This window comes from Pseudomonas sp. MF6396 (genome assembly GCF_002018915.1).
In the GTDB taxonomy this organism is placed as follows: Bacteria; Pseudomonadota; Gammaproteobacteria; order Pseudomonadales; family Pseudomonadaceae; genus Aquipseudomonas; species Aquipseudomonas palmensis.
This window is the reverse complement of the sequence record NZ_MVOK01000010.1, coordinates 160,962-177,065: the sequence shown is the minus strand read 5'-3', so window position 1 is coordinate 177,065 and position 16,104 is coordinate 160,962. Positions and strand designations below refer to the sequence as shown.

General features: G+C 67.1%; 8 protein-coding genes. All 8 read right to left on the bottom strand.

Annotation, left to right across the window (positions count from 1 at the left end):
* Nucleotides 1–34: 34 nt before the first annotated feature.
* The 8 genes from MF6396_RS12880 to MF6396_RS12845 all read right to left on the bottom strand — a co-directional run bounded on the left by MF6396_RS12880 (nucleotide 35) and on the right by MF6396_RS12845 (nucleotide 16,047).
* The gene (locus MF6396_RS12880) at nucleotides 35–4,612 is read right to left on the bottom strand and encodes a hypothetical protein (RefSeq protein WP_078480513.1); all 4,578 of its coding nucleotides are present in this window, start codon (nucleotides 4,610–4,612) and stop codon (nucleotides 35–37) included.
* 72 nt (nucleotides 4,613–4,684) lie between these two features.
* Complete coding sequence (locus MF6396_RS12875; RefSeq protein WP_043860114.1) at nucleotides 4,685–5,458, bottom strand: enoyl-CoA hydratase; 774 nt, start codon at nucleotides 5,456–5,458, stop codon at nucleotides 4,685–4,687.
* 14 nt (nucleotides 5,459–5,472) lie between these two features.
* The gene (locus MF6396_RS12870; RefSeq protein ID WP_078480512.1) at nucleotides 5,473–6,600 is read right to left on the bottom strand and encodes an acyl-CoA dehydrogenase; all 1,128 of its coding nucleotides are present in this window, start codon (nucleotides 6,598–6,600) and stop codon (nucleotides 5,473–5,475) included.
* A gap of 8 nt (nucleotides 6,601–6,608) precedes the next feature.
* Nucleotides 6,609–7,802 (bottom strand): acetyl-CoA C-acyltransferase, encoded by a 1,194-nt coding sequence (locus tag MF6396_RS12865; RefSeq protein ID WP_058541898.1) that lies wholly within the window; start codon nucleotides 7,800–7,802, stop codon nucleotides 6,609–6,611.
* Nucleotides 7,803–7,816: 14 nt separating this feature from the next.
* Nucleotides 7,817–8,584, bottom strand: coding sequence for an SDR family NAD(P)-dependent oxidoreductase (locus MF6396_RS12860; RefSeq protein WP_078480510.1), 768 nt, complete (start codon nucleotides 8,582–8,584; stop codon nucleotides 7,817–7,819).
* 9 nt (nucleotides 8,585–8,593) lie between these two features.
* Nucleotides 8,594–10,246, bottom strand: coding sequence for an AMP-binding protein (locus MF6396_RS12855; protein ID WP_078480509.1), 1,653 nt, complete (start codon nucleotides 10,244–10,246; stop codon nucleotides 8,594–8,596).
* Nucleotides 10,247–10,382: 136 nt separating this feature from the next.
* Nucleotides 10,383–14,951, bottom strand: a complete 4,569-nt coding sequence (locus MF6396_RS12850) for an NEL-type E3 ubiquitin ligase domain-containing protein (RefSeq protein WP_078480507.1) — start codon at nucleotides 14,949–14,951, stop codon at nucleotides 10,383–10,385.
* 82 nt (nucleotides 14,952–15,033) lie between these two features.
* Nucleotides 15,034–16,047, bottom strand: coding sequence for an AraC family transcriptional regulator (locus tag MF6396_RS12845; RefSeq protein WP_078480506.1), 1,014 nt, complete (start codon nucleotides 16,045–16,047; stop codon nucleotides 15,034–15,036).
* Nucleotides 16,048–16,104 lie beyond the last annotated feature (57 nt).

Below are 16,104 nucleotides of genomic sequence, written 5' to 3'. Positions count from 1 at the left end.
ACAACTCGTCATTTGGTAGTAGGCGCGGGCGCCGCTACAGGTCCAGGAACAGCGCCCGGGCCGAGCGGCTGTCGATCTGGCTGCGGTAGATCTGGATCACGCGCTCATTGTCGGCGTCTGCCGGCAACTGGTACTGCCCCCCCTCGAACCGCTGTGCGGCGGTTTTCAGATGCGCCGCGGTGTACAGCCCAGGCTCTGCGTCCAGGGTCGCGTAATGAAAGTGCGCCACCCACAGCAACTGCCCCGCCTTGTCGTGGATTTCGTACTCCTGAAGGAAATCCTGGGCATGGCCCTTGCGTTTTCGCGTGGGCTTGCGCGGCTGGAGCCTGTGCAGGCTGACCTCGCCCTGGGCCTTGAGGTAGGCCACCCGACTGACCGTCGGCAACTGTGCCAGGGTCATCTGCACACGCAGACGGCGCCCTTCATCACGCAGATGCTTGGCCTGCTCGAGCAGGGCCTTGGCTTGCAGCGCCGCATCCTGGCCGGCAGCAGACCGGTCGGTGTCGTTGCCGGCAGTCAATGCCTGTTCGATCTGCCGGGCCAGCTCGTCAAGCGGGCGCGCCTGCTGCGTCAGGATTTCTTCCATCTCCACCGGAAGCATGGCGGTCCTGGCCTGGGCGACGGCGCGCCTGAGCTGCTGCGCCGAGTCGTTCAGCAACCGCGTGGAGCGCTCCAGCAAGCCCGGCAACTGCGCCTGGGTGGCGCGCGCAGGTGCTGGGCGGGGGCGCTCCACCGGCTGCCAGATACCGGCCTCGGCGGTTTCCTCGTAGCGGGCCAGCTCGCGCTGTTCCACCGGGTCGATCACCACCACCACGTCACTGTCGGCCCCTGCCAGCCGACGCTGCTGGCCCACCACCACGCCGCGGTTGCGGGTGCGTATCAACGTGCGCGAGCGGCTGCCTGAGGCCGGTGGCGCCGAAGGTTGGCGTGGCAGGTCGCGAATCAGCCCGGCCAGTCGCTTCTGGGCAGCATCATGCAGGGCCTGCAGCACCTGCTGGTACTCCTCCACCTGTGCCGCCCCCTGCAAAACCGCGCTGGAGGCCTTGTACAGCTGGGTGCCCTGCAGTGCACTGGCATAGTGGCGCACACTGCTGTCGAGCATCTGCACCCGTTCCTGATCGGTGAACGCCCCGCCCATCTCGAGCTCCAGTTGCAAGCCCAATCGGGCAGACAACACCGTCTCGTAGATACCCTCGCCTCCGGCGTGCCCGCGGTCTGCCTGCAGCACCAACACCCCCAGCATGTTGATCTGGGACGAACGCCAGGCCTGGACTGACAGCTCTTCACCGCGCATCGCCTCGATCCTGCTTGCCTGGGCCGGGCCGCCGGGCAGGATCTGGCGCAGCTGCCCGGTCAGGCGATCGAGGGCCTGATAGCAGTCGATGATCTGCTCGGTCAGGGTCTTGGCCCCTTCGAGCAGCACCACCAGTTGCCGATAGGTGGGCGAAGTGCCTTCCAGCACCAGTTCGCGCAGACGGTCCTGACCCTGGCCGCCGCGAAGGTTGTTTATGCCGTCCTTGTTATGCATGAACAGGCTTCGCAAGGCGTACAGCAACTGCACGGTAATGCTGGACTCCTCGAACAGGTAGTTGCCCTGCTGGGCGCGAAAGTTTGCCAGGGTTTTAAGCTGGTTCAGTTGCACATGGCTTTCCCGCGCCTTGGCCAGCCCCTGCCCGTGCCGTCGCAGATCATCCACATAGCGCTGCAATCGCTCGGCCGAGGGCTGCGGCTCCTGTTTCACCACCTCGTCCAGATCGCGCTTGAGCTGCAAGGCGCTGGCCTGGCGCACCGGCTGGTAGTCGTCCAGTTCCTTCTGCAGAACCTCCACGCGAGCCTGGTTGGCCAGACGCAACTGCTGGATGCGCCGATTCAGCGGCATGCCGCCACGCAAGCGCAAGCCCAGGTCGAATTGCCAGCTGCCATCGGCGGCGTGCCGCAGCCAGGGCCCGGGAGGCTGTTGCGCGTCGCGGATTCGCAGGCCGGCATCCTCCTCCACCACGGGGTAGACCTGCCCGCTGACACCCACCCACAGACGGTCCTCATGCAGGTACAACCCCTGCCAGGGCCCGTGGCTGATCGGTGCCCCCAGCCCCTCGCGGCCCTGCACGCGCTGCAGGGGCACCAGCCGCGCGCGCTGTTCGCCGCTCAGTCGGTCCGCCGCCGCTGCCCAGCTGAAATCCAGGCTGTCCAGCGCCTGGCCCGAGGGCGAAGCAAGGGCATGGCCGAACTCGGGCTCCAGCACCTGGGCCAGCGGCGACTCGCCCCTTTGCGCAGGGGTTGAGAGCTTGAGACGGGTGGTGTCGGTCCTGCTCGCCAGCAACGTCAGCGCCAGGTTGAACAACCATCCCGCCAGCTGCCCGTCACCCTCGCTCTGGTGTTGCTGCAAGGTATCGCGCAGGCCTGCCGTCAGTTGCACCAGCCAGCCGGCCACCGCAACCGGGCCATTGCACAGTGGCAACAGCGTGTTGAACATCAGCCAGCCCAGTTCGGCATAGGCCGCCCAGCGCTGTTCGCTGGATGACTGCGAGCCGGCCCGGGCGCGGGCCACCAGTTCCTGGGCGCAGCTACGGTACAGATGCACCAGCGGGTCGCCATCGATCAGCGCGTCGCTGAACGACGCCGGGGCCGGCACCTGAAGGGGAGCGAAGTCCGAGCCGGGCAGAAAGCGCACCGTATGCGGCTGCTCCAGCCCGCCACGCGCGTACACCGGCTGTGCCTTGGCAGGCAGCCGCGCCAGCAGATCGTCGTGCAGCGCGCCGGGCTCGCACAACCGCTCGAACAGGGCCTGGCGCGAGCTGAACTCCTGCAGCGGCTCGCGGTGCAGTGGGCGATACAGCAGGCACGGCCCCTGGCGCGGGTCGCGGCCCTCGACCAGGTACGCATTGAGCGCGACATCGGGGTGTGCACCGGCCTCGCGCAACAGGCCCAACGGACGCAGCACCGCGTCGGTTTCCTCGCCACGGCACAGTGCCGTGACCCGCCGGGCACTCAGTGCACTGACCCCTTCGCGTTGACGCAGGCAGTACTCCAGCACCAGCATCGGCAGTTGTTCGCGCAACTGATCGACGAACAGCTGCTGGCGACTGGCCGACTGCACAGGGTCATCCAGCAGGCTGTGCTGCAACAGGTCCGGGTAGGTCTGGCCCACATCCAGGCGGGTGACCTGGGCCTTGATGAATGCAAGATCCAGCCATGTCGGCAGCACTGCGCCGCTGCGGCTGCGCAAAGTGACGCTGCCTGCCCTGAGCAGCCCCAGGTTGCCCACCGCCAGTTGGGCCAGGTTCAGCGTCACCTCGCGAATGCTGCCCGCCGGGGCAAAATCCCCCCCACTGCCGCCGGCGCCGGCAATCACCTGGCGGTTGACCAGCTCGACATCCTCCAGCTCGGCACGGGTGAAGCCCGGGTGCCCGGCACGCACCGCCGCCTGCCACTGGGCCCAGGCGTACTCCGGCATGCCGGGCAGGTCATGCAGGAACGACTGCCCGCCACTGCGCTGCTGCGCCCGCGCCAGGCGCACCAGCATCTCGGTGTACTGCAGGCGCGGCGCCTCGTCAGCGTCGCGCAACCACGTCGGCAACAGCCCGCGCAGGCTGGCCAGGGTCTGGCGCTCGCTCACATCGCATACCTGCACCAGCGAGGTGGCTTCGTCCAGGCGCGCGACCAGCGTCTGCACCGGGTCGACCTGCGAATCGAGAGGTGCGGCGGCGATGGCATCGATCAGGCGCAATTGCTGTTCGAACAACAACCGCGCCTGGGCCTGGAAAATCGACAGTTCGGTCTGGTACAGGTTGAGCTTGAAGGTGCCCGAAGCCTGCGCGCCCCAGCCCCTGGCCAATGCCTCCAGCAGTGCCTGGCGCGAATCGAAGCGATACAGCCCACCCGCCAGGGTGTAGAGCACCACGACAGTGCGCAACTGGCCGAGCACCTGGCGCTCGATCAGCACCGCGCTGGCCAGTTCAGGGTCCAGCCCGCCACCGGGTTCGGCATCCAGGCACAGCAGCGACACGCGTACATCCGCGCCGTTGCCGAACTGCGCGCGCTGCGTCGCCCGTGGATAGATGCCGACCATCGTCGCCGTGGCCAGCTCCAGCCCGTCCAGCACGCCAGCCCCTCGGGCCAGTTCGCAGGCGCTGGAAAAACGGCTTTTGAGGTAATCGGCCAGCCAGTCCCAGCGCGCGGTCTGGCCCGGCTCGGCCTGGCCCCAGTAACGGCTGAGCACACGCTTGTATTCATCGAGCAGCAACGGCCCGCATTCATTGAGCAGGGTTTCGACCGCGTGCAGGTCGACATCGGCGGCCTGCGGATACTCGGCGCCGCGCTGCAGGGTGAGGTAGTCCAGCCCGCTGGCCAGGTTGAGGCAGGTGCGTTCGCAATAGCGCCGTATCAGGGCATCGGCCAGCGAATCGAGCCGCGCGCCCTGCCCCGGCCGCCCCCTGACCAGGGTCAAGGCCGATGGCGCCGGGCCCTTGATCCCGCGCACCTGCCATTGCTGCGCGCACACCTGCGCAGCCACGGCGTGCAACGAGGGCCGGGTGACCATCTGGCGGCCGATGGGGCCGCACAGCGAAGCGTGTGTGGCCAACTGCCCGAAAAGCGTATCTGCTGCATCCATGATGCGACTTCCTTGTGAGTAAAGAAGCCGCAGTACAGCGTCACGCCCTGCCGGGCAGGTGGTAGATGTTGCTCAGCGGTCCTTGAACTGGGCCTCGCGCTTGGCGATGAACGCCGCCATGCCTTCCTTCTGGTCTTCGGTGGCAAACGCGGCATGGAACACCCGGCGCTCGAAGCGCACGCCTTCGGACAGGCTCACCTCGAAAGCACGGTTAATGCTCTCCTTGACCATCATCGCCACCGGCACCGACTTGCTGGCGATCTGTGCCGCCACCTTGAGGGCCTCCTCGAGCAGCTGCTCCTTGGGCACGATACGCGCCACCACGCCGGCACGCTCGGCCTCCTCGGCCCCCATCATGCGCCCGCTCAGGCACAGCTCCATGGCCTTGGCCTTGCCCACCGCGCGGGTAAGGCGCTGGGTGCCGCCCATGCCCGGCAACACGCCCAGGTTGATTTCAGGCTGACCGAACTTGGCATTGTCGGCGGCCAGGATGAAGTCGCACATCAGTGCCAGCTCGCAGCCACCGCCCAGGGCGAAGCCGGACACCGCGGCGATGATCGGCTTGCGGCGGTTGGCGATGCGGTCGCTGTCGCTGAACAGGTCGTCGATGTAGATCTGCGGGTAGCTCAGCTCGGCCATTTCCTTGATATCGGCACCGGCGGCGAAGGCTTTCTCCGAACCGGTCAGCACCACGCAGCCGATGTTCGGGTCGGCTTCGAGCTGGTCCAGCGCCTGGTTCAGCTCGCGCACGATCTGCGCGTTGAGGGCGTTGAGCGCCTGGGGCCGGTTGAGGGTGATCAGGCCGACCTTGCCACGGATGTCCAACAGAATGGTTTCGAAACTCATGCAAGCTGCTCCCTTCAAAGATTGCGCGCAATGACCATGCGCTGAATGTCGCTGGTGCCTTCGTAGATCTGGCAAACCCGCACGTCACGGTAGATCCGCTCCAGCGGGAAGTCGCTCAGATAGCCATAACCGCCCAGGGTCTGCAAGGCATCGGAACAGACCTTTTCGGCCATTTCCGAAGCAAACAGCTTGGCCATCGAGGCTTCCACCAGCGCCGGGCGCCCGGCATCACGCAAGGCGGCGGCATGATGCACCATCTGCCGGGCCATGGCGATGCGCGTGGCCATGTCGGCCAGGCGAAACGCCACCGCCTGGTGTTCGATCAGGGGCTTGCCGAAGCTCTCGCGTTCGCGCGCATAGTCACGTGCCACCTCGAACGCGGCCCGCGCCATGCCCACCGATTGCGCGGCAATACCGATGCGCCCGCCTTCCAGGTTGGCCAGGGCGATCCGGTACCCCTCGCCCTCCTCGCCCAGGCGATTGGCCAGCGGCACACGCACGTTCTCGAAGACGATCTGGCAGGTATCGGAGGCATGCTGGCCGAGCTTGTCCTCCACCCGCGCCACCTGGTAGCCAGGCGAGTCGGTGGGCACGATAAAGGCACTGATGCCGCGCTTGCCGGCTGCCGGGTCGGTCACCGCGAACACGATCACCACGCCGGCATTCTGCCCCGAGGTGATGAACTGCTTGCAGCCGTTGAGCACATAGTGATCGCCCTCGCGGCGCGCACGGGTTTTCAGGCTGCTGGCATCGGAGCCCGCCTGGGGCTCGGTCAGGGCAAAGGCACCGAGCATCGCGCCCGTGGCAAGCGGCGTCAGAAACTGCTGCTTCTGCTGCTCGCTGCCGAACTTGAGGATCGGCACGCAGCCCACCGAGTTGTGCACGCTCATGATGGTCGAGCAGGCACCATCGCCGGCGGCGATTTCCTCCAGGGCCATGGCGTAGGCGACATAGCCGGTGTCGCTGCCGCCCCACTGCTCCGGCACCAGCATGCCGAACAGGCCCAGCTCGGCCATCTGCTCGATAGCCTCCCGTGGGAAACGGTGCTCGCGGTCCCACTGCTCGGCAAACGGCCGCAGGCGCTCCTGGGCAAACTGGCGAACGGCGTCGCTGATCTGCTGTTGTTCATCGTTGACTAGCATGGCGCACCTCAGTCCAGACACTCGACAGCCATGGCCGTGGCTTCGCCACCGCCGATGCAGATGGCCGCGATGCCGCGGCGCAGGCCCTTCTGGCGCAGCGCGGCAAGCAGGGTCACCAGAATACGTGCGCCCGATGCACCGATGGGGTGGCCCAGGGCGCAGGCGCCGCCGTGGATGTTGACCTTGTCGTGGGGCAGGTCCAGCTGCTTCATCGCCGCCAGGGTGACCACCGCGAACGCCTCGTTGATTTCGAACAGGTCGACCTCGGCCAGGCTCCAGCCGGTGCGCTTGAGCAGCGCATCGATGGCGCCGATCGGCGCGGTGGGGAACAGTGCAGGCTCGTCGGCGAACGCCGCATGCCCGTGGATCACCGCCAGTGGCTTGAGGCCTCGCTGCTCGGCCTGGGACCTGCGCATCAGCACCAGCGCCGCCGCACCGTCGGAAATCGAGCTGGAGTTGGCTGCCGTGACCGTACCGCCTTCGCGAAACGCCGGCCTGAGCTGCGCGATCTTGTCCAGGCGGGCCTTGGGCGGCTGTTCGTCGTGGCTGACCAGGCGGGTCTGCCTGCCCTCGGTCACCTCCACCGGCACGATCTCGGCGGCAAAGCTGCCGTTCTCGATCGCCTGTTGCGCACGGGTCAGCGAGGCAATCGCAAAGTCGTCCTGAGCCTGGCGGCTGAAGCCCTGGGCCTGGGCGCAGTCCTCGGCAAAGGTGCCCATCAGGCGACCCTTGTCGTAGGCATCTTCCAGACCGTCGAAAAACATGTGGTCGATGACCTTGCCGTGCCCCATGCGGTAGCCGCTGCGCGCCTTGTCCAACAGGTACGGGGCGTTGGACATGCTCTCCATGCCGCCGGCCACCACCACCTCGGCGGTACCGGCCAGCAGCAGGTCATGGGCCATGATCGCGGCTTGCATGCCCGAGCCGCACATCTTGTTCAGGGTGGTGCAGGTGGTGCCCTTGTCCAGGCCGGCCCCCAGGGCCGCCTGGCGTGCCGGGGCCTGGCCGAGACCGGCTGGCAGCACGCAGCCGAACAGCACCTGGTCGACGCTGTCGGCAGCCACGCCCGCACGCTCGACGGCTGCGCGAATGGCGGCAGCGCCCAGTTGCGGTGCAGTCAGGCTTTTGAGATCGCCCTGCAGGCCGCCCATGGGCGTGCGCACGGCGCTGACGATTACGATGGGATCATGGGACATGCTCATGCGGTTCTCCTGAATTACTTGGCAGCCATGCGCAAGGCACCGTCGAGGCGGATCACCTCGCCGTTGAGCATGCTGTTTTCAATGATGTGACGCGCCAGCGCCGCGTACTCCTGCGGGCGCCCCAGACGCGGCGGGAACGGCACGCCGGCCGCCAGCGAGTCGCGTACTTCCTGGGTCATGCCGGCCATCATCGGGGTTTCGAAGATGCCCGGCGCGATGGTCATCACGCGGATACCGAAGCGCGCCAGTTCGCGGGCGGCCGGCAGGGTCAGGCTGGCAATCGCGCCCTTGGAGGCAGCGTAGGCCGCCTGGCCGATCTGCCCGTCATAGGCGGCGATGGAGGCGGTATTGATGATCACCCCGCGCTCGCCGTCGGCGTCGGCACCGCCTTCGGCCATGGCCGCTGCCACCAGGCGCAGCAGGTTGAAGCTGCCGATCAGGTTGACGTTGATCACCCGGCTGCAGCTGTCCAGGCCGTGCGGCCCCTGCCTGCCCAGGACCTTCTCGGCGCCGACGATGCCGGCACAGTTGACCAGCCCGTGGAGGCTGCCAAAGGCGCTGACGGCCGCGTCCACGGCGGCCTTGGCCGGGGCCTCCTGACTGATGTCGGCCACGGCGAAACGGGCCTTGTCACCCAGGGCTTGCGCCTTGGCTGCAACGGCCTCGGCGTTAAGGTCCACCAGCATCACCTGGGCACCGGCGCCGATCAGCATCTCGGCGGTGGCGGCGCCCAGCCCGGAGGCGGCGCCGCTGACGATGAAGTTCTTGTTGGCAATTTGCATAAGGGGTCCTCAGGCGCTGGCGACGGGCGCCGGCGCGGTGTGTTGTTTGGCTATTTCCTGATTGCGCAGGATGAAACGCTGCAGCTTGCCGCTCGGGGTCTTGGGCAGCTCGCCGACAAATTCGATTTCGCGCGGGTAGGCATGTGCATAAAGGCGCTGGCGCACATGCTGGCGCAGGTTTTCGGCCAGCTCCGGCGTGCCCTCCACGCCGCTGGCCAGCACCACGAACGCCTTGATCAGTTCGGTGCGCTCCGGGTCCGGCTTGCCGACCACGGCGGCCTCGATCACCGCCGGGTGCTCGATCAGCGCGCTTTCCACATCGAACGGCCCGACCCGATACCCGGAGGTGGTGATCACGTCGTCGCTGCGCCCGACAAAGCTGATGCTGCCGTCTTGGTTCAGCTCCACCGTGTCGCCGCTGAGGTAGTACTTGCCGACGAAGGCCTTGGTCTGGACCCCGTGGTAGCCACCGAACCAGCACAGCGGTGACTGCTCGCGGTCCACCGCGAGGATGCCGGGCTGGCCGGGCGGCAGTTCGTGCTGCTGTTCATCAAGCACAACGATGCGATGACCCGGGATGGCAAAGCCGGCCGAGCCCAGGTGCACCGGGTGACGCAGGCCGTGGTGGTTGCACAGCACCATGCCCAGTTCGGTCTGGCCATAGTGATCGTGGATGGGCACCTGCAGGTGTTCGGCGAACCAGCGGATCACCTCCGGGTTGAGCGGTTCGCCGGCGCTGCTGACCACCCGCAGGCGGCCCTTGATCGGCTCGGCGAAGGCCTGGCCGGCAGCGATCAGCATGCGATAGGCCGTGGGCGACCCGGCCAGGTTGGTGATGGCGTACTTGTCGATCACCCGGCAGGTACTTTCGACACTGAACGGGCCGTCGAAGAAGGTGGTGGCCTGGCCCAGCGCCAGCGGCCCGGTGACGGCGTAGTACAGGCCGTAGGCCCAGCCGGGGTCGGCCAGGTTCCAGAAGTTGTCTTCGGGGCGCAGGTCGATGGCGTCGCGCATGTAGCCCTGAAACGCCACGATGGCCCGCAACGGCACCGCCAGCGGCTTGGCCGGGCCGGTGGTGCCGGAGGTGAACATCAGCAGGAAGGGGGCCTCCCCGGACAACAGCACAGGCGCGCAGTCGGCGCTGGCAGCGTCGAGGGCAGTGTGAAAATCCAGGTCGCCGCTGCCGGCCTGGGCATCGACGGTAATGATCCGCGCACAGCCCTCGACCTCGTCGAGCTTCGGGCGGTTGGTGCGGTCGGTGACCACCACGCGGGCGCCGGAACTGTGCAGGCGGTGCTCGATGGCCTTGGGCCCGAAGGCAGTGAACAGCGGCTGGTAGACTGCCCCCAGGCGCCAGGTGGCGAGCACCGTGACCAGCAGCTCGACGGTGCGCGGCAGCAGCCCCGCCACCCGGTCGCCCGGCCCCACGCCCTGCGCCTTGAGCACATTGGCCAGGCGTGCGGCGCGCTGCTGCAGGTCGGCAAAGGTGTACTGCGCGCAGGCCCCGTCGTGGCGCTCCCAGTACAAGGCCACGCCGCCCTCGGCGGCGTGCCGGTCGCAACACTCGACGCAGGCGTTGAGCGCACCCAGGTTGCCCGCCAGCACGGCATCGGCAGTGTGCAGGTAATCGAAAGCACGCTGCGCGTCGTGGTAATCACGCATTGCCAGACTCCTCGTTTCTTATTGTTGGAATAGAACGAATGATCTGACGATAGTCGCGCCACCAGCGCGCAGCGACAATGGCCAAAGCTGTCAATCTGGATGACTGGTTTGGCCACTGCCTGCACAGCCCCCGGGGCTAGCCCGCAGGCGACGCGGCAGCCTCCAGCGCCGCCTGGGTCAGGCGCAATGCCAGCGCCTGCACTGCCGCCTCGCGTTCGCTGCGCAATGCGTTCATTCGCGTCAGGTACACCCCTTCCTGCAGCGTGCCCTGTTGCGCGGCCAGCACCTCGAGTCGATCCCAGAACGGTTGTTCGACCTGCTCGAACTCGCCTTCGTGAGCCTGGCGCAGGTAGGCCAGCCAGAAATCCCGGCCGCTGATGAACGTTGCCAGCTGGTCGGTCTGCTCGGCAGCCAGCACGACCCGCTGGGCCTCGTGTATCTGTGCCGGGGCCACGGCGGCCACTTCGGCGAACTGCATGTTGCGCGGTTGCCCGGGCAGGTCCAGTGCAGCGGCCAGACGGGTGCGATAGGCCAGGCTCACCTCGACCTCGTCCACCCCACGCGCCTCCTGCGTCCTGGCCTGGATGTCGGCACGCGCGAACTGTTCGACCTGTTCAAGACGAAACAGACGCCGCGCAAAAGCGAGCAACGCTTCGCCCTGCTGCTCGTTCGGGCTGTCCGCGCGCACGGTCTGAAACAGCAAATACCGCACTTCGAGCGCACTGTAGGTGGACGACACGCTGTCCACGCACGTGGTCGGGCTGGCCGCCAGCTCGAACAGTTCCTCGCGCAGCGCCGTGTGCTGCGCCATCGCCTCGAGCATGCGCCACACGCGCTGGTCCAGTTCGGCCCGGGTATGCTGGAAATCCGCCGACCCGGTCAGTTCGGTCAGCAACTGGAAGATGTCTGCGGCGCCAGGCTCTGCAATCAGGCTGTCCCAGTAACGGCTGCGCACATCCAGCTGCGCCTCGTTCGCCAGCTCCAGCCATAGTGCGCGGGCTTGCGCAGTCGTTTCAGCACGTACCATGACACCGGCCGCAGCCTCCACCACGGGCAGCAACTGCTGCAGATCGTTGATGCGGTCCCAGGTGGCCTGCGGCAGGGGGTTACGCTGGAGCAGGTAGATGTTCAGCGACTCGGGCACGAAGAACGTCTCCGGCAACTGGGTGATGAGGTTGTCGCGCAAGTCGACCACATCCAGAAACGGACATTCGAGCAACCCGGTCGGGAACAGCTGCAGGCGCGTACTGCGCAACCACACGTGGCGCAAGTTGTACATGCCGGCCATGTTCGGCAGGATCTCGATGGGATTGTTGTCCAGGTTCAGCACTTCAAGCCGATGCAGGGACGCAAGGGTATTGACCCCGGTGTTGCGCAGGTTGATCTGGTTGAGGTTCAGGTTCACCTCACGCAACCAGTTCATGCCGTTCAAGGCAGGCGGTATGCGCCCGAAGCGGTTGTTGGCCAGGTTGAGCCAGCGCACGCCGACAAAGCGTTGCAGGAAGCTGTTCGACAGCTCGGTCAGGCCCATGCCCACCAGGCTCAGGTCTATCACGTGGGAAAAATCGATACCGGCCCCCAGCGGCGGCAGATGCCCCACCGGCATCGCCACCAGGTTCAGGCGATAGCCGATCAGCGTGCCACCCCCATTGGTCACGCGATCGGTCTGTCGTCGCCAGCACCGGCGCAGCTCATCGGCCACCAGGCGTCGCCACTCGCGGGACTGGCCAAAGACCTCCCGACACCACAGCTGCAGGCTCGCATCGAGGCGCTGGTACTGGTCCAGCAGGCGCATCAGTGCCGTCATCGGTTCAACCGAGCCCCCCTGCAGTTCGGTCAGAAGCACATCGATCTGGAGTTGGTCATAGCCCGGGAACAGCACACGCACCACACTGACCAGGGACCGTCGTGTCGCACTGCCCCGGCCACTGAGCGGATACCCGATGCGACCGTCGGGCAAGCGTTGGGGCGGGCTGAAGCGCCCGGCCGAGCGCGCCTGCCCGATCAGTTGCGCGGCCTCGGAGGGATTGGCCAGGGCCCGCGCAGCCAGGGCCTCGCGCATTTGTGCCGCGCTGTCATGACGCGTCCAGCCCAGGGCGCGACGCTGCTCGCGCGTCAGGCAGCAGGCAATCGCCTCGAACATCCCCTGGGGCGCCGGGATCTCGTCGTCGAGCTCGTAGCCTTCAGTGTCGTACACCGAAAACTGCCCGTCGCGACGCACCAGCACGCGGGTCTGGCGGGTATCGCTGAGTGACAACTGGCGCTCGATCACCCGCCCGCTGGACGAACCTTCGCGCAGCTCCAGGTTCAGCCCGTCGGGCCAGGCCGGCATGCGTCGCAGCAAGCCGAAGGCCAGGCCCACGCTGTCGTCACTGTGCACGTTCTGCAGGCACAGCCCCTCCAGCGCCCTGCTCAATCGCGCCTCACGCAAGGTGTGGCGTGCCTGCTCGGCGACCGCCAGGGGAATGCGGCGAGTCTGATCCATCATCTGGCGCTGCGTGGCATCGGCCTGCTCTGCCAGCGCCTGGGCATAGCGTCGCGCCAGCCCGGGAAAGTCACGTTGCAACAGGCTCACACGGCTATCGGCAGCGGTCAGCGTGGCCGCCTCAAGGTGCTCGAACAGTTCGAAGCGCAAGCGCGGCATCTGCTCCCAGATGTGATCGAGCTCCGAGTCCTGCCCCGCGTCTTCGACACCCTGCAGATGCTCCCTGCAGAAGGCATGGAGCACAGGGTCCAGGCCCTGGGCATCGGTTTGCCGGTGCAGACGCTCGAAGAATGTCGAGATGCGCGTATCGATACCGAAGCGGACCAGGGTATCGCGCAGGCGAACCGGCATGCCCCGGTTCTCCACGTGCAGACCGCGCAGGCGCGCCTCGTCCATACCGGCAATCACCATGACCTGGTCGATCTGCGCATCGCTCAGCCCTTCGGCCAGCGGGCCCAGGCGCCGCACCAGCAGGGCATTGCCCGCCCACTGCAGCGCATGCTCGCCAGGCAGGCGCCAGGCGCCTTCGCCATTGGTTTCCAGGCCGGGCGAGTAGGCTTCGGCACGCTGCGGGTGCACCAAAACCCAGCGCCCATCGCGCTGCTGAACCTGATAGGTCTGCCCTTCATGCCTGAGCCACAGCGCGCCTGCATCCTCATACAAGCCATCGCTGCGCGGCACCAGGGCTTCAGGCAAAGGGTGGGCATGACGGTAGCTTGCCAGGTCTTCGTTCCACAGCCTGTATTGGCCCGTGCTGCGCACTATCGGCATGAGGCCGTCGACGAAGGCCGAACGTTTGGCCACCGCCACCAGGCCCGCCACACCCGCCCCTGTTGCAACGCTGGCCAGCACGTTTTCGGCCACGCCGGTCAGATGCGCCAGGGCCTCCTTGCGCTGGCCCTTGCTCCAGTCGACGGCGCCCTCATAGACCTCGCCCAGCAACTGCCCGACGCTACTGAGCAGCATGATCTGGCCAACCCCGGGGACGAACGAGGCCGCTATGCCGAGCAGGGTTTCACCTGCGGCCAGGTAGGCCTCGCGACGTGCTTCGGCCAGCGCATCGTCGACCCTGGCCGTAGGCACGGCAAGCACCGCTGCGTCGGCCTTGAGCCGGGCGATACGCCATTGCGCAAGGCTGGCGAACAACTCTCCGGCCAGCGGGTAATCGAGCAGTTCCAGGTCCGGGCGCGCCGCGTCTCGCTGCGCCTGCCACGCCGCGCCGAAAGCTGCACGCTCCTGCAGGCTGATCAGGCCCTGGAAGTAGCTCAGGTAATCAGCCGATTTCAAGGCCAGGCCCAGATCGGTTGCACAGGCATACCAGGTCGGATACTGACGCAGCGGGCGCTGCGGATCGCCAGGCAGAAACACCACCACCTGGCGCACCAGGCCGGCCTCGGTCCAGCGTATCGCCCCCTCCAGGGGTTCGCCACGGGCCAGAAAGGCGACCGCGCCCTGTACCTGCTGCCCCAGCACCTCGATGCTGCGCACCCTTACCGGGTGCTCGGCGTAAGTCACCTGGCTCGCCCCGTCGACCACCTGGCGCAGCATGCGGTAGGCCACCTCGTCGATGTCCTTTTTCAGGTAGCCGACCTGGGCGGCCACATCCAGCTGATCGCGCTGTTCGCGGGCCAGCAGCGCATGGCGCTGGCGCTTGAGTGCGTCATCCGGCGGGTCGAGCACACTGTCCAGATGAGCCTGATACTTCTGGCCCAGGTCCAGCGTGCGGCACAGGCCGGCAAACCGCTCGGGCGCGACGCCCAGTGCCTGACCCGCAGACACGATCGCCGTGCCGCGAAAGAATCCCCAGTAGCCGCCGGCAGTCTCGCTGAAGTTCTGCAGGGCACGCTGCAACAGCGGGCTCTGGATCTCGATCGCCTCCAGATAAGGCATGGGCGTGGCCGAAAGCCCCGGGCGGTACTGACGCAGGCGCACTTCCTTCCAGTGCGCCGCACGCGTGTCCAGTTGCAGCCCCAGGGTGTCGCGCAAGGCCTTGTCCAGCAGGGGCGCAGCGAACACGTCGGGCGACTGCAGGAGCTGGAACAACTCGGTCAACGCTTCAAGCGACGCCTGATGCCGGATCAATGCAGCGCTCACTGCGCGCGCCTGGTCCCTGGATGCCGTGCGCAGCCAACCCGGCAGGCGTTCGGCGATGAATTGATCGAGAATGGTGGGATCGTCTGTGGTGCCGGTGGTTTTGCGGGTGCTCGAGGTCGGGCTCATGGCGCCTGCTCCATCAAGGGGTGGGCACCCAGACTAGGAACAGCCCCGCCGGCAAGGGAGCGGGAAGGCTTGCCTCGCGGCCTCAGCCCGAACCCAGCACGAGGCTGCGGTAATGCCCGGGGTTGCACCCCGACCACTTGCGAAAGGCCTTGTAGAACGAACTGGTGTCGGCAAACCCCAGGCGTTCGGCGATCTCCACGTAGCTGACCTGCGCATCGACCAGCCAGCCGATGGCCAGCTCGCGGCGCACGCTGTCCTTGAGGGCCTGGTAGGTCTGGCCCTGCTCGGCCAGGCGTCGACGCAGGGTGGAGGCCGACAGGCACAGCTGCTGGGCCAGTGCCTCGGCATCCGGCCACTGGCTGGCGGGCAACTGGCGCAGGTCGTCGCGGATCCGCCGCGCCAGGCTGGTGGGGTCGCGGTACTTCACCAGAATGTTGGCCGGCGCCTCGGCCAGAAAACGCTGCAGCTCTTCAGGTGTGCGCCTGAGCGGCAGGTCCAGGCAATCGGCAGCGAAAATCAGCCGCGTGCGTGGGCGCTCGAACTGCAGGTTCTGTGAAAACATCACGCGGTAGTCATCGCAGTAGTCCGGCTCGGCGCAGCGCAATTCGATGGCCAGAATCGGAATGCGCCGACCCGCCAGCCAGCAGGCCACACCATGCACGATCATCCAGAAGGTGAAATAGGTGAAGGGTCGGCGCGGCGCCTCGGCGGGTTCGCCGATCACGATTTCAGCCAGGCTTTGCTGGCGCACCAGCACCGGGTGCAGGTGCTCGAGCATCAGCGACAGAAACCCCAGCGCGCACTCCAGCCCCGCGCCCAGGGTCGGCTGGGCCATGGACGAGCGGCAGATGAACGCCAGGCTGCCGCTGCGCAGCCCGCGCGGGTCCATGCAGAAGAACTCGTCGTTGCAGCGACGCGCCAGCAGCCGCCACAGCCGGGCATAGGCACTGGCCGGCACGCGGGCCTGGGGCTGCTCCAGTTGCTGCGGGTCGATCCCCACCCGCTGCAGCAACGCCGCAGCCGCCGCGCCGGGTGCGCTGCTTTGCAACAGGGCCTCGCGCACCAGTTGCATGGAGATGGTGTCTTTCTCCTTCATCGACCCTCACTCGTGTTGCAGGTGGTGTGTGCCGGCCATCTTAGGGGGCCGACGGCA